This window comes from Streptomyces sp. NBRC 109706, from assembly GCF_000974485.1.
Taxonomy (GTDB): domain Bacteria; phylum Actinomycetota; class Actinomycetes; order Streptomycetales; family Streptomycetaceae; genus Streptomyces.
Genome location: NZ_BBOM01000005.1, coordinates 1,149,627 through 1,170,376, shown reverse-complemented (window position 1 = coordinate 1,170,376; position 20,750 = coordinate 1,149,627). Strand labels below are relative to the sequence as shown.

Below are 20,750 nucleotides of genomic sequence, written 5' to 3'. Positions count from 1 at the left end.
GGTAACGCACGGACAAGCGACGGCTGAGCCCGGGAGCCGGGGGAGCCGGCGAAGGACCGTCGGGACAGCGCCTCGCCTCGGCACGGGCGTGGTGGGTGATCCCGCCGAACAGGGCCTACGGCCAGACCAGGCAGTACGGCTGGTGGCCGGCCTCGTGGAGGCGGCGGGAGAAGTCCTGCCATTCGTTCAGCAGCCGATAGACGCCGAACGCGTCGTTGGGGCCGCTGCGGTCGGGGACCGTGGACCAGATGAACGCGGCGGCGCCCACCGTTTCGTCGCCGATGCCGCGCAGCGGATCCACCACCGTGGTGGGCAACTTCACCACCGCGTAGTCGGGGTGCAGCACCACCAGCTCCAGCGGGGGAACGCGGTGCAGCGGTATCCCCTCGATGCCGGTGAGCACCATGGCGGCCATGGTCTCCGGCTTGATCCGGGTGAACATGCCCTGGCCCAGCTCGTCGCCGCCCAGCTCCTCCGGCCGCATGGACAGCGGGACGCGGGCCGCGGTGGCGCCGTCGGGGGCGCCGAAGTACTTGTAGGTCACGGACATCCGGCTGCCTCGGCCGCGGAACTCCAGCTCGCCGTTGTCCGTCTTGCGGCGGTGTCGGCCACGGCGGGAACGGGCTCGTGGTGAGGGCTCGGGCCCGAGGTCCCCGGTTCCCTCGCCGATTTCGCCACCGCGTTGCATGTCACCACCTGACTACTCGCGACCCCCGCCGCACAAACCCGATCATCGTTTCAGACACCTCCCCCCTCAGGCGGCTGTGAAACGCCCTGACACCGAGCTGTGAGGTGCTGATGTCACCATGGACGGCGTGACCCGATCCATCGAAGCCCCAGTCTCGCAGACGCTCTATGACCGTGCGGCCAGTGTCACCCCCGGTGGCGTGAACTCTCCGGTGCGCGCTTTCGGTGCCGTGGGCGGTACGCCCCGTTTCATGGTGTCTGGCGAAGGTCCTTACCTCACCGACGCCGATGGGAGGGAGTATGTCGATCTGGTGTGCTCCTGGGGGCCGATGATCCTCGGCCATTCCCATCCGGCGGTGCTGGACGCGGTGCGGGCAGCCGTCGGGCGCGGCACCTCGTTCGGCACCCCGACGCCGGGCGAGGTCGAGCTGGCCGAGGAGATCGTGGCGCGGATCGGCCCCGTCGAGCGGGTGCGGCTGGTCTCCTCGGGGACGGAGGCGACGATGTCGGCGCTCCGGCTGGCCCGTGGCTTCACCGGCCGGGCCAAGGTGATCAAGTTCGCCGGCTGCTACCACGGCCATGTGGACGCCCTGTTGGCCTCCGCCGGCTCCGGCGTCGCGACGTTCGGGCTGCCGGACACCCCGGGGGTGACGGGCGCCCAGGCCGGCGAGACACTGGTGCTCCCGTACAACGATCTGGGCGCGGTGCGGGCCGCGTTCGAGGCGCATCCGGCGGAGATCGCCTGTGTGATCACCGAGGCCGTGCCGGGCAACATGGGCGTGGTGCCGCCGGCGCCCGGTTTCAACGCGGGCCTCAAGGAGCTGTGTCGGAGCCATGGCGCGCTGCTGATCTCCGACGAGGTGATGACGGGCTTCCGGATCAGCCGGCAGGGCTGGTACGGGGTGGAGGGCGTCGAGGCCGATCTGTTGACCTTCGGCAAGGTGATGGGCGGCGGCTTCCCGGCGGCGGCGTTCGGCGGCCGGGCGGATGTGATGGACAAGCTGGCCCCCTCGGGCCCGGTCTACCAGGCCGGCACCCTCTCGGGGAATCCGGTGGCGACGGCCGCCGGGCTTGCCCAGCTCAGGCTGCTGGACGACGCCGCCTACGCCACGTTGGACGCCACCGCCGCGCGGCTGCGCGAGGCGGCCGGTGCGGCGCTCGCCGAGGCGGGGGTGGCGCACCGGGTGAGCGCGGCGGGCAACATGTTCTCGGTGTTCTTCACGGACGCGGAGGTCACCGACTTCGCCTCGGCCAAGGCGCAGGAGACCCACCGGTACACCGCCTTCTTCCACACCATGCTGGAGCGCGGCGTCTATCTGCCGCCGTCCGCCTTCGAGGCGTGGTTCGTCTCCACCGCGCACGACGAGCGGGCGCTGGAGCGGATCTTCGAGGCGCTGCCGGCCGCGGCGCGCGCCGCCGCCGCGGCCGAGGTTCCGGCATGAGGCGTGGCCTGCTCCCCCGGGGGGCGCGGCGCGTACGGATATCGACCCCGCCGGACACGGCGAGACAGTGAGCGGAGCGATGAGCAGCAGCGAGCGGACGACCGTGCATGTGATGCGGCACGGCGAGGTGGAGAACCCGGAGGGTGTGCTCTACGGACGGCTGCCCGGCTACCACCTCTCGGAGTTGGGCCGGCGGATGGCCGAACGGGTCGCGGAGCGGGTCGCCGAACGGGACATCGTCCATGTGGTGGCGTCCCCGCTGGAGCGGGCGCAGGAGACGGCCGCGCCGATCGCAGAGGCGTTGGATGTTCCGGTCGCCACCGACGGGCGGCTGATCGAGGCGGCCAACGCGTTCGAGGGCAAGACCTTCGGCATCGGGGACGGCGCGCTGCGCCGGCCGGCCAACTGGCGTCTGCTGCGCAACCCGTTCCGCCCGTCCTGGGGCGAGCCCTATGTGGACCAGGCGGTGCGGATGAAGGGCGCGTTGGACGCGGCGCGGGACGCCGCGCGTGGGCACGAGGCGCTCTGCGTCAGCCATCAGCTGCCGATCTGGACGCTCCGCGGCTGGGTGGAGCGCCGTCGGCTGTGGCACGACCCGCGCAACCGGCAGTGCACGCTGGCCTCGTTGACCAGCTTCACCTTCGAGGGGGACGAGATCGTCTCCGTCACCTACACCGAGCCGGCGCTCGATCTGGTGCCGGTGCATCTGCGGTCGGGCGCGAAGCGGGTCAAGGGGGCGAACGGGAGCAAGGCGTTCGGCGCCTGACGGGCGGGCCCGCGGCCCCCGGAACTCCGGGACGGTTGGGGATGAGGGGGGCGCCAAAGATCGTTCAGGGACGCATGGGAAACTTTTCACATGATCCAGCTCCGGGTTGTCAAGGGGGTCGTGGCCGTCGTCGGCCTGCTGGCCCTGACCGCGTGTTCCGGTGAATCGGCCGGCCCGTCCGGCGGCGACAGCAACATCGTCCAGGGCACGGGCCAGGTCACGACCGTGCCGGTCGCCGAGCGACAGTCGCTGCCGGAGCTGTCCGGTGAGACGCTGCAGGGCGAGGAGTTGAACGTCTCGGACTACGAGGGCCAGGTGCTGGTCCTCAATGTGTGGGGCGCCTGGTGTGCGCCGTGCATCGCGGAGGCCAAGAATCTGGTGGCCGTCGCCGAGGACACGGCGGACCAGGGCGTGCAGTTCATCGGGATCAACCTCAGGGATCCGTCGGTGGAGAACGCGCTCGCCTTCGAGGAGAACCACGAGGTGCCGTACCCGAGCATCTACGATCCGAACGGCAGGACGCTGCTCCAGTTCCCCAAGGGCAGCCTCAACCCGCAGGCCGTTCCCTCGACGTTGATCGTGGACCGGGAGGGCCGGATCGCCGTCCGGCTGCTCAAGGCGGTCACCGAGGAGGAACTGCGCGAGGCGCTCGACCCGGTGATCGCGGAGAGCTGACCCGGCATGGGCCACAACGAGACGGTACTGAGCGGGGCGCTGCTGTTGGCGCTGCCGGTCGCGGTGTTCGGCGGGTTGGTGTCGTTCTTCTCGCCCTGTGTGCTGCCGTTGGTGCCCGGCTATCTGTCCTATGTCACGGGAGCCGGCGGCGCCGATCTGGCCGAGCAGAAGCGGGGCCGGATGTTTCTGGGCGCCTCGCTCTTCGTGCTGGGCTTCACGGCGGTCTTCGTCTCGGGCGGCGCCCTCTTCGGCAGCTTCGGGTTCACGCTGCTGGAACACCGGGAGACGATCAGCCGGGTCGCCGGTGTGCTCACCATACTTCTGGGTCTGTTCTTCATCGGTGCGCTGCCCTGGCTGACCAAGCGGGAGTACCGACTGCCCGTGCGGCCGGGGATAGGGCTGGCCGGCGCGCCCATGCTGGGCGTGGTCTTCGGCGTCGGCTGGGTGCCCTGTGTCGGCCCGACGCTGGCGGCCGTCAACATGCTGGCGATCAACGAGGCGACGGCCGGCCGCGGTGCGCTCCTCGCCTTCGCCTACTGTCTTGGACTGGGGTTGCCGTTCATCGCGGCGGCCCTCGCCTTCCGCCGGATGCTGGGCGCGTTCGGCTGGGTCAAGCGGCACTACCGCTGGGTGATGCGGCTCGGCGGCGCGATGCTGATGGTCACCGGGGTGCTGCTGGTCACGGGCGCCTGGGATCGGATGGTTTACGAAATGCAGATCTGGAGCGTCCAGTTCACCCCGGGAGTCTGACCCTATGACCGACGAAGGCGCTTCCCGCACAGGCGTCGCGACCGAGCGCGGCGAGGGCGGCGAGCCGGCGGAACCCGACGCCTCGGGCGGGCGCGAGGTGCCCGAGCAGCGGGCCGAGGACCGTGGCGACGAGGTCTCGGCCGCGGTCGGCCTGTCCACCGCGCCCCTCGACGAGGCGGAGCCGACGGGCGGCACCGCCGTGCCCGGCTCGTTCGGCGGCGTGCGCGCCCCCGGCGCGGGCGGCGCGCTGCGGTGGACGGCGCGCGAGCTGGTCGGTTGGGGGCGTTGGTTCTGGCGCCAGCTGACCTCGATGCGGGTGGCGCTGCTGCTGCTCTTCCTGCTGGCGCTGGCCTCGGTGCCCGGCTCGCTGATCCCGCAGGAGCGGGTCGACGCGATGGCGGTGCAGGAGTTCAGGGAGAACAACCCCGGCCTCGGGGACTTCTACGACCGGGTGCAGCTCTTCGAGGTCTACTCCTCGGTCTGGTTCTCCGCGATCTATCTGCTGCTGTTCATCTCGCTGATCGGCTGCATCCTGCCGCGCAGTTGGCAGTTCGTCGGCCAGTTGCGCGGCCGTCCGCCGCGCGCCCCCCGGCGCCTCGACCGAATGCCGGCGTACACCACCTGGCGCACCGCGACCCCGCCCCAGCAGGTGCTGGACGCCGCCCGCGCGCGGTTGCGCAGGAGGCGGTTCCGCACCGATCTGGCGGATCAGCCGGGCCATGAGGGCCAGGTGGCCGCCGAGAAGGGCTATCTGCGCGAGGCCGGGAACCTGCTCTTCCATGTGGCGCTGATCGTGATGCTGTTGGCCTTCGCGCGGGGCCAGCTGTACCACTCCGAGGGCGGCAAGCTGGTGGTCGAGGGCAGCGGGTTCTCCAACGCGCTGCCGCAGTACGACGACTTCTCCTCCGGCCAGTTCTTCGACGTGAACGATCTGGAGCGGTTCGGCTTCACCCTCGACGACTTCGACTACCGGTACAGCAGGGACAGCGTCGACATCGGCACCCCGACCGACTTCAGGGCCGACGTCACCTACTGGACCGCCGACGGCACCGAGAAGCCCGGCGTCATCACCGTCAACAACCCGCTGAAGGTCGGCGACTCCCGGGTGCGCCTGCTGGGGCACGGCTACGCGCCGGTGATCACCGTGACCGACGGCCAGGGCAACACGGCGTTCAGCGCGCCCGTCCCGTTCCTGCCGCAGGACGCCGGGTTCACCTCGGTCGGCGTGATCAAGGTCAGCGACTATGTGGGCCCCGACGGCGAGCGCACCCAGCTGGGCTTCCAGGGCTTCTTCAACCCGACGTACAACATCGACGAGGTACGCGGCCCGCACTCGACGTTCCCCGAGCCCGACTACCCGGTGCTCACCCTCAACGCGTTCGAGGGCGATCTGGGCGTCTCCTCCGGCATCCCGCAGAACGTCTACCAGCTGAACACCGACAACATGGAGCAGCTGGAGGACGGCGAGGGGGATCTGTTCCGCTTCGATCTGCTGCCCGGGGACTCCATCGACCTCCCGGGCGGCCGGGGCACCCTCACCTTCGAGGGCTTCGAGAACTGGGCCACCTTCCAGGTCACCACCCGGGAGGGCAACAGCTGGGCGCTGGTCGGCTCGCTGGCCGCGATCCTCGGCCTGACCGGCTCCCTCTTCCTGCAGCGCCGCCGGGTGTGGGTGCGGGCCAGGACCGGGGACGACGGGGTGACGGTGGTGGAGATGGCCTCGCTGGGCCGCACCGAGTCCGCCCGGATCCCCGAGGAACTGGGCGATCTGGCGGTCGAGCTGCAGCCGGAGGCACCACCGGTGGCGGACGAGGAGCGGAGCCGGGAGCAGGACGGCCCGGACCCCGACCCCGACGCCCAGGACCACGAATCCGAGGACCACAAACCCGAGACCGACGCATCCGAGACCGACGCGTCCCGGGACGACCGACCCGAACGCCGGGACGACGACGAACCCGACTCCGCATCGCCCGAAGCCGCTGAAGGAGCGCGCCCATGATGCTCGCCGCAGACGAGGGTCTAGCCGATGTCAGCAATGTGCTGGTCTACACGGCGATGGCCATCTACGCCCTGGCCTTTCTGGCCTATGTGACCGAGTGGATCCTCGGCGGGCGCAGCAAGGTGGCCCGCACCTCGGCCGCGCTGCTCCCCGAACGGGACGCCGAGGAGGCGTCCGCCCGCGGCGGCCCGACCGTCGTGGTGCGGACCAAGGGCGGCACCGAGGTGCTGGAGCGGCCCAAGATCGTCACCCGCTCCTCGACCCCGGCGCGGGACGAGCTGCCGGACGGCCCCGGCGCCTCCGGCGGCAGCGAGCAGGGCGACATGTACGGCCGGATCGCCGTCTCGCTGACCACGCTGGCGTTCCTGCTGCACCTCGGTGCCGTGATCACCAGGGCACTCTCCGTGCAACGCGGGCCCTGGGGCAACATGTACGAGTTCTCCACGGCCTTCTCCATGGTGGTCGTGGCCGCGTTCCTCGGCTTTCTGCTGACCAGCCGCCGGGTGCGGTGGATGGGGCTGCCCCTGGTGGGCACGGTGCTGGCCGATCTCGGGCTGGCCGTGACCGTCCTCTACACCGAGACCCAGCAGCTGGTCCCGGCGCTGGACTCGATCTGGATGTGGATCCATGTCCCGCTGGCGATCATCTGCGGCGGGCTGCTCTATGTCGGGGCGCTGTCCAGCGTGCTCTTCCTGCTCAGGGACCGCTACGAGGCCAAGCTGGTGGCCGGCACCCCGATGCGGAAGCGGACCGTTTCGGTGCTGGGGCGGCTGCCGTCCTCGGTCACCCTGGACAAGTTCGCCTACCGGGTCAACGCGGCGGTCTTCCCGCTGTGGACGTTCGCCATCGTGGCCGGCGCGATCTGGGCCGAGAGCGCCTGGGGCCGCTACTGGGACTGGGACCCCAAGGAGACCTGGGCCTTCATCACCTGGATCGCCTACGCCTGCTATCTGCACGCCAGGGCCACGGTCGGCTGGAAGGGGAGGAAGGCGGCCTATCTGGCGATCGTCGGCTTCCTCTGCTTCCTGGTGAACTACTACGGAGTGAACATCTTCTTCAACAGCCTGCACGCATACGGCGGGGTGTAGCCCCCGCTCCGGGTGCCAGAGCGCCCGGGGGACCACCGTTTTCGGTGGCCTCCCGGGCGCTTTTCATGCGCTGGATCGTGACGCCCGCCACAGGCCGATCCGGCCCTACGAGCGCCGATAGGAGCGGGAAAGGACAAAGGGCCGGGGACTTTCGTCCCGGCCGTCCATGACCTGCGTCCCGGCGCCCGTGGACTTTCGGAAAGCGCGGCGCCCCGTCGTGCCGGCCCCGCCCTGTGCCGGTGGGCCGGGACGCCCCTCGGCGGGCGGGCGAAGAACGGTCGCCGGGGCCGTCCGAAACGGTTTCCGCGGTGGGCTGTAAAGGGCCGTTGGACCGCCTTTCCGGTTACGAGGGCGGCTCGTAGGAGGGGGGGTTGTCAGGCCCCGAACGGCCGGGTATCAATGAAGCTCGTTCGGTCGATTTGTCCGGATATCCCCGATTTACCGAGGTGGACTACTCATGCCGAAGATCACCACGCACCGCATCCGCGAGAACCTCCGTCCGAGCACCCGTGTCGCCACTGTCGCGGCCGCCGGTCTCGCCGCGTCGGTCGTGCTCACGGGCGCGGCGGTGGCGGCCGATGGCAACCCCGCCGAGGTCTACGCCGCGCACACCGTGTCGGAGCTGGCCTCGACCGGCCATGGCCCCACCACGGGCGAGGCGACCGCCGTCGCGAAGCAGGACGACGCCGCGAAGAACGCCGACAAGGGCGACGAGGGTAAGAACGCCGAGGACGCCGAGAACGAGGACGTCACCAACGACCCGGACGCCTGGGTCTCCCCGATCTCGGACGACTACGAGCTGTCGGCCACCTATGGCAACGCCGGTGACCGCTGGGCCGCCAAGCACAGCGGTCAGGACTTCGCCGTCCCGAGCGGCACCGAGGTGAACTCGGTGCACGAGGGCACCGTGGTGAAGGCCGGCGGCAACGGCGCCGGCGACGGCCCGGCCTACGGTAACGCCGTGGTGATCGAGCACACCGACGGCACCTTCACCCAGTACGCGCACCTCTCCGAGGTGGATGTGGCCGTGGGTGACGAGGTCGAGACCGGCGAGAAGATCGCCCTCTCCGGTAACACCGGTAACAGCAGTGGCCCGCACCTGCACTTCGAGGTCCGCACCAGCGCCGACTACGGCACCGCCATCGACCCGATGGAGTTCCTGCGCGGCGAGGACGCCAAGGTGTGACCCACCCGGTGACACGCGGCGGCACCCCGCAGCACCCGAAGGCCCCGGACGCCCTCCGCGTCCGGGGCCTTCCCCTTGCCCCGTTGACAGGAGTTACGTAATTACGTAATCTCCCGGCATGGATCTGGAGGAACGGGTCGACGCGCTGGAACGGCGGCTGGCCGAGCTGGAGCGGCGGGCCGAGGCGCCGGCCGGCGGGGACGAGCCGGCGGGCGGCGACTTCTGGGCGCTTGAGGCACTCAAGGCCAGGCTGGCCGATGAGGCGCCCGACGGGGGAGTGCTCTTCACCGGCTCGGTCACGCTGCCCACGGGCGAGCACTACGAGTGGCAGTACGGGCAGCCCCTGGAGGCCCTGCTCGACGGGGACTGGTCGCCGGCGGCCGATGCCCTGGCCGCGCTGGGGCATCCGGTACGGATGCGCCTGCTGCGGGAGATCGTCGCCGGCCGCCGCACCGCCGGCGAGCTGGCCGAACTACCCGACCTCGGTACCACGGGGCAGATCTACCACCACCTCCGCCAGCTGTCGGCGGCCGGCTGGCTGACCTCGGCCGGCCGGGGCCGCTGGACGGTGCCCCCGGTGCGGGTGGTGCCGCTGCTGGTGGTGCTCACCGCCGCCGGCCCCTGAGGGGCAGCGGACCCGGCAAGGAACAGAACCGCTCGTCCAGGAGCGGCCGGCGAGGGAGATGGCGACGATGCCCAAGCGGCGGAAGCACCCGACACACGACCCGACACACGACCCGAGGCCCCCGACGCACGATCCGTCCTGGGCCGTCGAGACGCGACCGCCCAGGACGGCGCGGAAGAGCCTGATGGTGGTCTACCGCACCTGTTGGGCGGCCTTTGTCTCCTACCTTCTGCTGGATCTGCTGGCCGGACTGCCGATGCTCGGCGGCTGGCTGCTGATCGCCGGCGCCCTGCTCGGCCAGCTGGGCGCCATGTCGCTGGCGCGGCGCGACAGAGGCGAGGAGGCCCCGCCGCTGGCGACGGCGGCGCCGGTGGCCGGGCGCTGGTCGGCGCTCAACAGCCCGGCGGACCGGGTGCCCAGCCACGGGACGCGGGCCTATGGGCAGAGCCACGCCATCGATGTGGTCGCCGAGTCGGCGGCCAGGGCCCCGGCGTCCGCGACCGCCCGGCCCACCGTCGGCTGGTGGCCGCCGGCCCGGCGCAACACGGACTTCCCCGCGTTCGACGCGCCGGTGCTCGCCGTCGCCGACGGGGTCGTGGTGCGCGCCGCCGACGGCCAGCGGGACCATCTCAGCCGAAACTCCTACCCGGCGTTTCTCTTCCTGCTGGTCGAGGGGCTGCTGCGGGACATGCGCGGCCCCGGACGGGTGATCGGCAACCATCTGATCCTGGATCTCGGCGGGGGAACGTATGCCCTCTACGCCCATCTGCGGCGCGGATCGCTCGCCGTGCGCCCCGGCGAGCGCGTGCGCGCCGGCCAGCCGGTGGCCCGCTGCGGGAACTCCGGCAACTCGTCGGAGCCGCATCTGCACTTCCAGCTGATGGACCACCCCGACCCTGATGTCGCCGACGGCCTCCCGTTCCGCTGGCACGGTGTGGGCGTACCGGCGGCGAAGGAGACGTTCACCGTTCCGGAGCCACCCGGCCGGGACGACGCGGCGGCAACAGAAACGGGCCGCTCAGTGGCCTGAGCGACCCGCTGGGGCGGTGCGGTGGGGAGGGCGTCAGCTCTTGCCGCCGCCGCCCGCCGGGGGCTCGGGCGGCGCGCCGGGGCCGTCGTCGCCGTCGCCGCGCTGGCGCAGCTCCTCCTCGCGCCGACGGAGATCCTCTTCCCAGTTCTCCAGCAGCTCCTTGTCCTGCTCGTCGCGAGCCGCCCGCTGCTCGTCGTTCAGGGAGCGCAGAAACTCGGGGTTGTCGTCGGGGGCGACCCAGCCTGCGCCCCCTCGGCGGCCGCCGACACCCGCGGTGCCCCGCTTGCGGCCCACCAGGATCCAGGCGAGCGGGCCGATCACCCAGGCCAGCACGATCAGCGCCAGCCAGACCAGCTTGGGCAGATGGCGCACCTCGTCGTCCTTGGCGCTGATGCAGTCCACCAGGGCGTAGATGGCCAGGGCCAGCGGTACCAGAAACATCAGCACCCGCAGCATGGTAGTCCCCCTGGACACGATGGCTTGGGCCTCGGTGCGGCCCCTGACTAAGGCCCAGGGTAATGCGTCCGGAATACTGAGGCCCATGGCATACGACGACCTTCGTGCTCTGCTCAAGGCCCTGGAGAAGGACGGCGACCTCAAGCGGGTCAAAGCCGAGGTCGATCCCCATCTCGAAGTGGGCGAGATCACGGACCGGGTCAACAAGGCCGGCGGTCCCGCGCTCCTCTTCGAGAACGTCAAAGGCTCGGACCTGCCGCTGGCGATGAACGTCTACGGCACCGACCGCAGGCTGCTCAAGGCGCTCGGTCTGAAGTCCTACGAGGACATCAGCGAGTCGATCGGCGGCCTGCTCAAACCCGAGCTGCCGCAGGGCTTTGTCGGATTTCGTGAGGCGTTCGGCAAACTCTCCTCGATGACCCATGTGCCGCCGAAGAAGGTCAAGAACGGCCCGGTGCGGGAAGTCGTGCTCCGTGGCGACCAGGTCGATCTCGACCGGCTGCCCGCCCTGTTCACCTGGCCGAAGGACGGTGGCTCGTTCTTCAACCTGGGCCTCACCCACACCAAGGACCCCGAATCCGGGGTGCGCAATCTCGGCCTCTATCGGCTGCAGCGGCATGACCGGCGCACCATCGGAATGCACTGGCAGATCCACAAGGACAGCCGCAATCACTACCAGGTCGCGGCGCGGCGCGGCGAGCGCCTTCCGGTGGCCATCGCCTTCGGCTGCCCCCCCGCCGTCACCTATGCGGCCACCGCGCCCCTTCCCGGGGATATCGACGAGTACCTGTTCGCCGGTTTCGTCGGCGGAAAGCGGGTCGAACTGGTGGACTGCGAGACGGTGCCGCTCCAGGTGCCGGCGCAGGCGGAAGTGGTGCTGGAGGGATGGCTGACGCCGGGCGAGACCCTGCCCGAGGGCCCCTACGGCGACCACACCGGCTTCTACACGCCGCAGGAGCCGTTCCCCGCGCTCACCATCGACTGCGTCACCATGCGTCGGAAGCCGATCTTCCAGTCGATCGTGGTGGGCCGCCCGCCGACGGAGGACGGACCGCTCGCCCGGGCCACCGAACGTTTCTTCCTGCCGCTGCTGAAGGTGATCATCCCGGATGTGGTCGACTACCACCTGCCGGAGAGCGGCGGATTCCACAACTGCGCGATCATCTCGATCGACAAGAAGTACCCCAAACACGCACAGAAGGTGATGTCGGCGGTGTGGGGTGCGCACATGATGTCGCTGACCAAGCTGGTCATCGTGGTGGACGCCGACTGCGATGTGCACGATCTCCAGGAGGTCGCCTGGCGCGCGCTGGGCAATGTCGACTACGCGCGCGACGTGCTGCTGACCGAGGGGCCGGTCGACCATCTGGACCACGCCTCCTACCAGCAGTTCTGGGGCGGCAAGGCGGGCATCGACGCCACGGCCAAATGGCCGGAGGAGGGGTACACCAGGGACGGTGGCTGGCCGGAGATGATCGTTTCCGACCCGGATGTCGCCGAGCGGGTCACCCGGCGTTGGAAGGAATACGGGCTGTGACGGTCGCGGCGAGAGCGGAACGGCCCGATTCCGGTCCGGTGCGGGCGTTTCTTCGACTGGTGATGATCGAACACTCGGTCTTCGCGTTGCCGTTCGGCTATATGGCCGCCCTGACCGCGATGTTCCTCGACGACGGCACCGTGCACTGGCTGACGTTGCTGCTGGTGACCATCGCCATGGTGGGCCTGCGCACCTTCGCCATGGCGGCCAACCGGATCATCGACCGGGAGATTGACGCGCGTAACCCGCGCACCGCGGGCCGTGAGCTGGTCACCGGGGCGGTTTCGGTGCGGACCGCCTGGGTGGGGGCGGGGATCGCGCTGGCCGTCTTCCTGGGCGCGGCCGCCCTGCTCAACCCGCTCTGCCTGGCGCTGGCGCCGCTCGCCGTGGTGCCCATGGTGGTCTACCCCTACGGCAAACGGTTCACCGACTTTCCGCACGCCATCCTGGGCCTGGCCCAGGCCATGGGCCCGGTCGGCGGCTGGCTCGCGGTGACCGGCGCCTGGTCCTGGGACGCGGTGCTGCTCGGCGCGGCCGTCGGCCTGTGGATCGGCGGCTTCGACCTGATCTACGCCTGCCAGGACGTCGCCGCCGACCGGGCGGGCGGCGTGCGTTCCGTCCCGGCCCGCTTCGGCATCGGCGGCGCGCTGCTCGGCGCCCGGCTCTGCCATCTGGTGACCACGCTGCTGTTCGCCTGGTACGCGCTGGCCACCGACGCGGGACCGCTGCTGTGGGTGGGCCTTGCCGTGGTCGCGGCGGCCTTCGTCTACGAGCACTCCATCGTCCACCCCGACGACCTCAGCCGCGTCAACCGGGCCTTCTTCACCGTCAACGGCTTTGTGGGCATCGCGCTGTTCAGCTTCGCCCTGGCCGACCTGATCGCGCGCGGCCTCACGGGGTGACCACCGATGGTCAGCTGATCCCGTACGGCTGGACGACGTCACCGATCAGAACGCGGAGCGGGCCGTCACTCGCGTCGGGGAGCACGGCGGTCGGCGCGGTCAGATCGTCGGCCAGCAGTTGCGGGGCGCCGCTGACCTCGGCGGCGCTCAGATCCAGCGGCAGCCGCCACAGGCCCTGGCCTCGGGAGGGCACCCAGAGCGAGACGGCGCCATAGGCCAGACCCACCGGATCGACCTCGCTCGCCTCCCAGGAGTGCTTCGGCGCCTCCTCGTCGTAACGCGCCTGCGGAATCACGGCGTTGACCTCCGTAACACCGTCCGGATCGACCTCGACCGACCAGAGCCTATTCACGTCGTCCCAGGCCAGGCCGCGAATGTCGCCATGGCCACTGGAGTGCACGAGGGATTCGGTGGCGATGTTCCCTCCGTCCACTGGAAGGGGGGTGTTCTGCTCGATCCGCAGGATCTTGCCGGCGCCGGATGTCGGGCTGGTGGCCAGCTCGGCATTGCCCGCGTCGCCTATGCCCACATAGAGCAGACCGTCCTCGGGGCCGAAGGTCAGCGCCCCGCCGCTGCGGCTGTCGGCGTGGGGCAGATACCGCACGATCTGCTGGTTCGTGCTGTTGACCTGGGCGCCGTCCGGCTCGGTCGGGTCATAGCCATAGGCGGCCACGCTGCTGCTGCTGGCGCCCGCGTAGTAGGCGTACAACGTGTCGGGTTCGTCGTCGGGGGGGATCGCCAGGGCGAGCAGTTCGGTCAGGGCGCCCTGAAGCTGGCCCACGTCGGTGATGTCGCCCTGCTCCGTCACCCGGCTGAGGTTGCCCCCCGTCGTGCCGACCAGCAGGTCGCCGTTCGGGAAGGCGGCCAGGCAGCAGGCGTCGGGCACGGCTGGGATGGCCGTGCCCGGATCCAACGAAACGTTGGGCTCGGCCGTCGGCAGATTCGGCGGGTCCTCGGGCGCGGACTCGGTCGGAGACTCGTTGTCCTCCTCGACACCCGGGCTCTGGCTCCCCGTCGGGGATGCCTCGTCCTCGTTGTCGGAGTGGTCCAGCCCGGCGCGGTTGGCCGCCGGGCCGCCGGCGCAGCCGGCGAGGAGGGTGCCGCCCAGTGCCATCGCGACCAACGCACGCCTCAACAGCCGTTGACGGGCGCCCCGTTCACGCATCGGCCGCCGTTCCTTCCCCGGACCGTCAGATGGCCATGCCATAGATGATGGTGAACAGCGTGCCCAGGGAACCGATGATGAAGATTCCCGTCAGCCCGGCGACGATCAGCCCCTTGCCCTGCTCGGCGCTGAAGCTGTCCCGCATCGCGGTGGACCCGATCCGTTGCTTGGCGGCGCCCCAGATGGCGATGCCCATGCAGATCAGGATGGCCAGCGCCATGATGACCTGGATCAGCGTCCTGGCCTCGGTGCCAACAGCGGAGAAAGGGCCCCAATCGGGCGCGATTCCGCCGATGATGTTGGTGATGTCGTCTTCTTCGGCCGCTAGGAGCATTCGAACTCACCGCCTCACTCGCTCTCTTGTCCCCTCCTCATCGGATTGTGCCACGGCCCACCGACAGCGTGTCCCGTAAGGTGACGAACGCTCACCGTGCCGAGTGCCCACTCTTTGGCCGGATTTCGCCGCCGGACGGCGCCGATCGGCGACCGATCAGGGCCCGTTCCCGTCCGCGATGTCCAGAACCAGTCCCGGGACTCGACGGTGAACCCCGGTCACATGCCACCATCTTCGGAGAGCCGGCGAACCGCGTCCGGCGGCTGGTCGGTTCCTGGACGGAGGGGGCGGGCGATGCGGCGGGTCGTGATGCTGGTGGGTGCCGGCTTCGGCATCATGCTGCTCTTCGTCGGCTTTCTGGTGATCGGCGTCTATGGCGCGGCGGCCGACCTGTTCGGCGGCGCCGGCCGACCGGGCGGCGGGGACGGCCAGTTGGCGCGGAACACCGTCCCGCCGGAGTACGAGGACCTGGTGCAGCAGTGGGGCAACACCTGCCCCGAGCTGTCCCCCGCGATCCTGGCCGCGCAGCTCAACCAGGAGAGCGGCTGGCGGACGGACGCCGAGAGCCATGCGGCGGCCCAGGGCATAGCCCAGTTCATCCCCGGCACCTGGGCCACCCACGGACTGGACGCCAACGGCGACGGGGTGGCCAATGTCTGGGACCCGGAGGACGCCATTCCGTCCGCCGCCGCCTATGACTGCGCGCTGGCCGGCTATGTGCGGGATGTGCCGGGCGACCCGGTGGACAACATGCTGGCCGCCTACAACGCCGGGCCGTACGCGGTGATCCAGTACAACGGGGTGCCGCCGTACGAGGAGACGCAGAACTATGTGCGGATCATCCGTGGCGCGGAGGCCAGCTTCACCGCGCCGCCCGAGGACGAACGGCTTCCGCCGCTGGAACAGGCCGCCGGCGCCGTGTCCTTCGCCCAGGAGCACCTGGGCACGCCCTATCTCTGGGGCGGCGACGGCACCCCCGAGGACGACGGAAGATTCGACTGCTCCGGACTGACCAAGGCCGCATACGAGTCCGTGGGCATCGAACTGCCCCGGGTGGCCAACGACCAGTGGATCGCCGGGCCGCACCCCACCCGGGACCAACTGCTCCCCGGCGACCTGGTCTTCTTCGCCACCGATCTGACCGACTCCCGGAGCATTCACCATGTCGGGATCTATGTCGGCGGCGGCTACATGATCAACGCGCCCTATACCGGAGCCACCATCCGCTTCGACCCGATCGACTCCCCCGACTACTTCGGCGCCACCCGCCCCACCGACGCATGAGGCCGGTCCGCCGACGAAAAACCAGCTGCTGACGGGCCAGTTGGCGTTCGTATACTCATGCGACATCAAGCAGGACGGGGAACGGGGGGCGGCCATGAAGCTGGCCGAGGCGCTGGCGGAGCGCGCGGAGGCGACGCGTCGGGTCGAGCAGTTGCGGGCACGGATCGTCAGCAGCGCGCGGTACCAGGAGGGGGAGACGCCCGCCGAGGACGCGGCGCAGCTGTTGGCGGAGACGGGCGAGGTACTGGACCAGCTGGAGACATGGATCCGGCGGATCAACCTGACCAACGCGGCGGTGGAGATGGGCCAGGACGGCACCCTCACCGACGCGCTGGCGCGCCGGGACACGCTGCGGCTCCGCCACTCGGTGATCACGGACGCGGCGGACGCGGCGGCGGGCGCGGGTGAGCGTTCCTACGGTCGTCAGCTCCGTTCCGAGCTGATGATGCTCTCGGCGCTCCCGGTCGCCGAACTGCGCGGCCAGGCCGATGCGTTGGCCCGGGAGATTCGCGAGCTCGATGTGCGCATCCAGCGCGTCAACTGGGAGGCCGATCTGTTGGACTGACCGATCCGGCGGGCGAGGGCCCGGGGACGATGACGGTATGGAGCAGGTAGTCGCTCGGAGGCGTGCACAGACCGAGGGGCCGGCGGTTTTCCGGCCCACTTAAGGTGCGTGGAGAGCAACGCTGGGGTTCGATTCCTCGATTACGGTGCAGCTCAGCACAGCCGAACAAGTAAAGGTGCACAACGCACGGCTTATCACCGCGTGCAGATCCGAGGCGACGAGGGCGGGTTCGGGGCTTTCCATATCGTGACATCCAGGCGGAAACAGCGCTTGCCGGGACGGGTGCCGAGCATCCCGGTGCGAACGCGAGGGCCTGTACTCCTTCTCGGACCACACCCGTCTGGTGACGGTCCGTTCGCTACTGGCCAGTGCCACCGGGTCGCGGTGCGGCGCGGCGTTGCTGTTCGATAACGCTGTCGCGCGCATTCGATGGACCTAGGCACTCCGGGGGAACTCATGGGCGTTACCTGTACCGGAACAGGGGCTCCTCTTCCCTGCCAGCCTTGGCAGGGTCCCCCACAGCACGAAGGGGCCACAACGGCATATGGCTGAGATCGATAATCCGGACTTCGAGCGTGACGTCCTCTTCGAGATCAACGGCCTCGCCGAGCGCCTGCCCGGCCGGATGCGAGACGCCGTCACCTTTGTCGGCGAGTACGGACTGCCGTTCGTGCTGGTGGCGTTGGTGGTTCTCGGCTGGCTGCTGGTGCGGCGTCGGTCCGACGCGCCGCAGGCGGTGGCCGGCTGCTGCTGGGCGCTGGTGGCCGCCGGGTTGGCGTGGTCGGCGAACATGCCGATCCGCGCCTTTGTCGCGCGGCCGCGTCCGTATGACAGTCATGCCGAGCTGATTCCGATGGTGGACGGCAAGGACGGCTACTCGTTCGTCAGCGATCACGCGGGGGTGGCGATGGCGATCGCGGTGGCGCTGTTCCTGGTGCACCGGGTGCTGGGTCTGGTGGCGCTGGGGTTGGCCCTGTTGCAGGGCGCGGCCCGGGTGTTGATGGGGGTGCACTATCCGACGGATGTGGTCGGCGGTTTCGCGCTCGGCATGGCGGTGGCGCTGCTGCTCGCCCCGCTGGGCATGGCGCTGCTGACCCCGCTGGTGCGGGCCGTCGCCGGCGTGGGCTGGTTCGGCTGGTTGGCCAGACCGCCCGAGGACGATCCGGAGCAGGAACGCGGCGCGGGCGAACGGCTGGCGGCTTAGCCTCCGGGATCGTCGGTGCCGTCCGAGCGGGTGTGTCCGGCGGCCTCGTCCCTGGCGAGCGGCCGGGAGCGGCGGGCCGGCCCGTACCATCCGCAGCTGCAGCGGGAGGCCAGAAACGGGCCGCGCTCGTAGAGTTCCACCTGGTGTGTCTCGCCGATGACGTCGGGTGACGTCTTCGGTATGTCCGCACCCTGCTCGTCCACCCCACCACCGTAACGGGCCCGCCAGGACCTCGTTAGGTCGGTAGTCATCCGAAGCGGCGGTTCCGGGAGGGCCAGGGGATTCATGGTGGTGTGGCGGCGAACGACCGGGCTCGGTTGGGGTGGGCTGTTGGCCCTGATGCTCGCGGTCAGCGGCTGCTCCGGCACCGGCACGGCCGCCTCCGACGGGCGGTCGTCGGACGATCCGCTGCGCGTCGTGCGGTCGGCGCCCGATCTGCTGGTGGAGTCCGGCTCGTCGCAGACCCGCACGGCCATGCGGATGGCCTCGGGCGGCACCCGGCTCACCATCCAGGGCGAGGGCGTCTTCGACTACACGAGCGGCCTCGGTGAACTGCGGGTGACCCTGCCGCCCGATCCGGGGGCGCCGGAGCGGGGCGAGCCGGTCACCGAGGTCTTCGCGCCGGGCGAGCTGTTCATGAAGAACCGCGGCGCCGGGGTGCCGGCGGACAAGTGGGTGCGGGTCGAGGTGGCCGGCGTCGCGGACGGGAACGTGGTGACCGGCGGCGCGACGGACCCGATCACCGCCGTCGAGCTGCTGCGCGGGGTGCGCAGCGCGGACGATCTGGGGGCGGCCAGCGTGGACGGGGTGCCGGTGCGGCACTACCGGGGGGTGACGGATATCGCCGTGGCCGCCGAGGCCGCGGCCACGGCGCGGCTCAGGGAGCAGCTGACGGCCGCGGTTGGCGGCTTCACCAGCACCGAGGTCCCGTTCGACGCCTATCTCGACGACCAGGGCACGCCCCGGCGGGTGCGGCACGAGTTCAGCCTGGCGCAGGGCCTGCGGGCGGTGGAGGTGACCTCCACGGTGACGCTCTTCGGCTTCGGCGTCACCGTCGACGTGGCGCTGCCGGCACCCGAGGACGTCTACTGGGGCGCCGTCGCCTGAAGCCGAGCCCCTAGCCCTGAGCGCTGAGCCCCGAGCACGGGCGGCGGTCTCTCGGGCCGTGGCGGACTCGCGGCTCCCCGGGCTCCGCCTGGGAGGCGCCCCCGGCGGGTGGGCTCCAGCCGCCGGGCCGGGGGAGTCGGTCGCGCTCCACGACGGTCTGAGGGCGGACGCCGACGGCCGGGGTCCGCGCGGCTCGGGCGCGGAGCGTTCGGCGGCTCAGGTGCGGAGCATTCGGCCGATGGCGGCCGTGGCCTCCTTGACCTTGGCGTCGATCTCGGGGCCGCCCTCCTGGGCGGCGTGGGCGACGCAGTGCCGCAGATGCTCCTCCAGCAGCTGGAGGGCGAAGGACTGGAGCGCCTTGGTGGAGGCGGAGACCTGCGTCAGTATGTCGATGCAGTAGACGTCCTCGTCGACCATGCGCTGCAGGCCACGGATCTGCCCCTCGATCCGGCGGAGCCGTTTGAGGTGGGCGTCCTTGTCCTTGCTGTAGCCGTGCGGGCCCTGACCCGGTTCGGCCGTCGGCGGCCCGGCATGGCAGGCGGGGTCCGGCGTGGGCTCGTCCGGCTGCCGCTCGTCCGGTGCGCCATGGCCGTCGATCGTCCCTAGTGTGGTCATAGTGCCGCCTTCTGCTCATATACCCCTGATGGGTATAGCGTAACGAACCGTCGGCCAACCGGGCAGTATCGTGCACCCTGCCGGCCACCTGACCGCCCTGCGTGATTCATTTGCTATTCACTTTTGACCGTAAGTCGATTCACCTGATCAACCTACTTTCAGGTGAGAACGGTTACGGGAAGGATCGAACGACAGTGAAGCTTTCGCGCACGAGCGGGCGGCAGCGGCGGGCGCTCAGCCTCGGCGCCGCGCTGGCGGCGGGCGCCCTGGCCCTCACTGCCTGTGGCACGGATGACAACTCCGGCCTTCCCGGGGCGGTGGACTTCTCCATCGAGGGCCTTGAGTGCGGCCCGGGCGGCACCCTGCTGGCCTCGGGCTCCAGCGCCCAGGCCAATGCGATGGAGGTCTGGGTGAACACCTACCAGGCCAATTGTGAAGGCAGCCAGATCAACTACAAGGCCACCGGGTCCGGCGCCGGCGTGCAGGAGTTCCTGCAGGGCACCACCGCGTTCGCCGGCTCCGACTCGCTGCTCTCGCCCGGCGAGGTGGAGGAGTCCCGGCGGGTCTGCCGCGACGGGGGCCGTGGCATCCATCTGCCGATGGCCGCCGGCCCCATCGCCCTGGGCTACAACCTCCCCGGGGTGTCGGACCTGACGCTGGACGCGGCCACGCTGGCCCGGATCTTCGACTCCCGGATCACCCGCTGGGACGATCCCGCCATCGCCGCGCTCAACCCCGACGCCGACCTCCCCGACCTCGCGATCACCCCGTTCCACCGCTCGGACGGCTCCGGCACCACGGAGAACCTCACCAGCTATCTGAACGCGAGCGCGCCGGACGACTGGCCCTACGAGCCGGACAAGAGCTGGCGCGGTCGCGGCGGGCAGTCGGCGGACGGCTCCTCGGGGCTGGTCGGCATGGTGCAGCAGAACAAGGGCGCGATCAGCTATTTCGAGCTGTCCTACGCGCACCAGAACGAGCTGGACACCGTGGCGATCGACACCGGCGCCGACGAGCCGGTGGCGGCCACCGTGGAGAACTCGTCCAACGCCATCGCCGAGGCGGAGGTGGTCGGCGAGGACGGGGACCTGGCACTCCAACTGGACTACGGGACCACGGCCGACGGCGTCTACCCGATCGTCCTGGTCACCTACGAGATCGTTTGCGACCGGGGCAACGCGCCCGGAACGCTCGATCTGACCAGGGCTTTTCTCAACTACACCGCCGGCGAAGAGGGGCAGCGGGCGCTGGCCGAGATCGACTACGCGCCCATCTCCGACGACATCGTCGAGCAGGTGCGGCAACGCGTCGAGGCGATGGACTGAGGCCGGAG

General features: G+C 70.4%; 22 protein-coding genes. 16 read left to right on the top strand and 6 right to left on the bottom strand.

The window, feature by feature from the left end; translation table 11 throughout:
- Positions 1-115: 115 nt before the first annotated feature.
- A complete protein-coding gene (locus AOM46_RS10205; RefSeq protein ID WP_078856652.1) occupies positions 116-688 on the bottom strand; it encodes a hypothetical protein in 573 nt (190 codons plus the stop codon).
- A 118-nt stretch (positions 689-806) separates the two neighbouring features.
- Here AOM46_RS10205 and hemL point away from each other — a divergent pair, with 118 nt between their 5' ends.
- From hemL to AOM46_RS10160, 9 genes are all read left to right on the top strand, one after another.
- Positions 807-2,129 carry a glutamate-1-semialdehyde 2,1-aminomutase gene (gene hemL / locus AOM46_RS10200; RefSeq protein ID WP_078856651.1) on the top strand — a complete coding sequence of 441 codons (1,323 nt, stop codon included), beginning with the start codon at positions 807-809 and terminating at the stop codon, positions 2,127-2,129.
- Positions 2,130-2,208: 79 nt separating this feature from the next.
- Positions 2,209-2,895, top strand: a complete 687-nt coding sequence (locus AOM46_RS10195) for a histidine phosphatase family protein (protein ID WP_107080026.1) — start codon at positions 2,209-2,211, stop codon at positions 2,893-2,895.
- Positions 2,896-2,985: 90 nt separating this feature from the next.
- Positions 2,986-3,570: a TlpA disulfide reductase family protein gene (locus AOM46_RS10190; protein WP_062208410.1), complete on the top strand. Its 585-nt coding sequence runs from the start codon at positions 2,986-2,988 to the stop codon at positions 3,568-3,570.
- Positions 3,571-3,576: 6 nt separating this feature from the next.
- Complete coding sequence (locus AOM46_RS10185; protein WP_062208407.1) at positions 3,577-4,320, top strand: cytochrome c biogenesis CcdA family protein; 744 nt, start codon at positions 3,577-3,579, stop codon at positions 4,318-4,320.
- Between the two features lie 4 nt (positions 4,321-4,324).
- The gene (locus AOM46_RS10180; protein ID WP_067226025.1) at positions 4,325-6,319 is read left to right on the top strand and encodes a cytochrome c biogenesis protein ResB; all 1,995 of its coding nucleotides are present in this window, start codon (positions 4,325-4,327) and stop codon (positions 6,317-6,319) included.
- Positions 6,316-7,407: a c-type cytochrome biogenesis protein CcsB gene (gene ccsB, locus AOM46_RS10175; protein WP_062208404.1), complete on the top strand. Its 1,092-nt coding sequence runs from the start codon at positions 6,316-6,318 to the stop codon at positions 7,405-7,407. Before AOM46_RS10180 ends, ccsB begins: the two co-directional genes overlap by 4 nt.
- 457 nt (positions 7,408-7,864) lie before the next feature.
- Positions 7,865-8,593: a M23 family metallopeptidase gene (locus AOM46_RS10170; protein WP_062208401.1), complete on the top strand. Its 729-nt coding sequence runs from the start codon at positions 7,865-7,867 to the stop codon at positions 8,591-8,593.
- A 118-nt stretch (positions 8,594-8,711) separates the two neighbouring features.
- On the top strand, positions 8,712-9,218 hold the full coding sequence (locus AOM46_RS10165) for a helix-turn-helix domain-containing protein (RefSeq protein WP_062208398.1): 507 nt from the start codon (positions 8,712-8,714) through the stop codon (positions 9,216-9,218).
- Positions 9,219-9,402: 184 nt separating this feature from the next.
- Complete coding sequence (locus AOM46_RS10160; RefSeq protein ID WP_062208395.1) at positions 9,403-10,248, top strand: M23 family metallopeptidase; 846 nt, start codon at positions 9,403-9,405, stop codon at positions 10,246-10,248.
- Positions 10,249-10,281: 33 nt separating this feature from the next.
- Here the strand turns inward: AOM46_RS10160 and AOM46_RS10155 are convergent, their stop codons facing one another.
- A complete protein-coding gene (locus tag AOM46_RS10155; RefSeq protein WP_062208392.1) occupies positions 10,282-10,704 on the bottom strand; it encodes a PLD nuclease N-terminal domain-containing protein in 423 nt (140 codons plus the stop codon).
- An 85-nt stretch (positions 10,705-10,789) separates the two neighbouring features.
- Between AOM46_RS10155 and AOM46_RS10150 the strand changes: the two genes are divergently transcribed.
- Both AOM46_RS10150 and mqnP read left to right on the top strand, forming a co-directional pair.
- Complete coding sequence (locus AOM46_RS10150) at positions 10,790-12,241, top strand: menaquinone biosynthesis decarboxylase (protein WP_062208389.1); 1,452 nt, start codon at positions 10,790-10,792, stop codon at positions 12,239-12,241.
- A complete protein-coding gene (gene mqnP, locus AOM46_RS10145; protein WP_370592675.1) occupies positions 12,229-13,143 on the top strand; it encodes a menaquinone biosynthesis prenyltransferase MqnP in 915 nt (304 codons plus the stop codon). Before AOM46_RS10150 ends, mqnP begins: the two co-directional genes overlap by 13 nt.
- Positions 13,144-13,153: 10 nt before the next feature.
- Here mqnP and AOM46_RS10140 read toward each other — a convergent pair whose 3' ends face one another.
- Together AOM46_RS10140 and AOM46_RS10135 are read right to left on the bottom strand one after the other, a co-directional pair.
- Positions 13,154-14,308 carry a sorbosone dehydrogenase family protein gene (locus tag AOM46_RS10140; RefSeq protein ID WP_062208383.1) on the bottom strand — a complete coding sequence of 385 codons (1,155 nt, stop codon included), beginning with the start codon at positions 14,306-14,308 and terminating at the stop codon, positions 13,154-13,156.
- Positions 14,309-14,333: 25 nt separating this feature from the next.
- On the bottom strand, positions 14,334-14,642 hold the full coding sequence (locus AOM46_RS10135; protein ID WP_062208380.1) for a hypothetical protein: 309 nt from the start codon (positions 14,640-14,642) through the stop codon (positions 14,334-14,336).
- A 294-nt stretch (positions 14,643-14,936) separates the two neighbouring features.
- Between AOM46_RS10135 and AOM46_RS10130 the strand changes: the two genes are divergently transcribed.
- The 3 genes from AOM46_RS10130 (at position 14,937) to AOM46_RS10120 (ending at position 17,695) form a co-directional block, all read left to right on the top strand.
- Positions 14,937-15,926 carry a bifunctional lytic transglycosylase/C40 family peptidase gene (locus tag AOM46_RS10130; protein WP_062208377.1) on the top strand — a complete coding sequence of 330 codons (990 nt, stop codon included), beginning with the start codon at positions 14,937-14,939 and terminating at the stop codon, positions 15,924-15,926.
- A 94-nt stretch (positions 15,927-16,020) separates the two neighbouring features.
- The gene (locus AOM46_RS10125; RefSeq protein ID WP_062208374.1) at positions 16,021-16,491 is read left to right on the top strand and encodes a DIP1984 family protein; all 471 of its coding nucleotides are present in this window, start codon (positions 16,021-16,023) and stop codon (positions 16,489-16,491) included.
- A 544-nt stretch (positions 16,492-17,035) separates the two neighbouring features.
- Positions 17,036-17,695 (top strand): phosphatase PAP2 family protein, encoded by a 660-nt coding sequence (locus tag AOM46_RS10120; RefSeq protein ID WP_062208371.1) that lies wholly within the window; start codon positions 17,036-17,038, stop codon positions 17,693-17,695.
- On the opposite strand, the gene AOM46_RS10115 is transcribed toward AOM46_RS10120, so the two are convergent.
- Positions 17,692-17,898 carry a hypothetical protein gene (locus tag AOM46_RS10115; RefSeq protein ID WP_078856648.1) on the bottom strand — a complete coding sequence of 69 codons (207 nt, stop codon included), beginning with the start codon at positions 17,896-17,898 and terminating at the stop codon, positions 17,692-17,694. The genes AOM46_RS10120 and AOM46_RS10115 overlap by 4 nt on opposite strands.
- 82 nt (positions 17,899-17,980) lie before the next feature.
- Between AOM46_RS10115 and AOM46_RS10110 the strand changes: the two genes are divergently transcribed.
- Positions 17,981-18,802, top strand: a complete 822-nt coding sequence (locus AOM46_RS10110) for a hypothetical protein (protein WP_062208368.1) — start codon at positions 17,981-17,983, stop codon at positions 18,800-18,802.
- Positions 18,803-19,018: 216 nt separating this feature from the next.
- Here AOM46_RS10110 and AOM46_RS10105 read toward each other — a convergent pair whose 3' ends face one another.
- Complete coding sequence (locus AOM46_RS10105; RefSeq protein ID WP_078856647.1) at positions 19,019-19,417, bottom strand: metal-sensitive transcriptional regulator; 399 nt, start codon at positions 19,415-19,417, stop codon at positions 19,019-19,021.
- A gap of 194 nt (positions 19,418-19,611) precedes the next feature.
- On the opposite strand from AOM46_RS10105, the gene pstS reads away from it, so the two are divergent.
- Positions 19,612-20,742: a phosphate ABC transporter substrate-binding protein PstS gene (gene pstS / locus AOM46_RS10100; RefSeq protein WP_062208365.1), complete on the top strand. Its 1,131-nt coding sequence runs from the start codon at positions 19,612-19,614 to the stop codon at positions 20,740-20,742.
- The last annotated feature ends 8 nt before the right edge of the window (positions 20,743-20,750 follow it).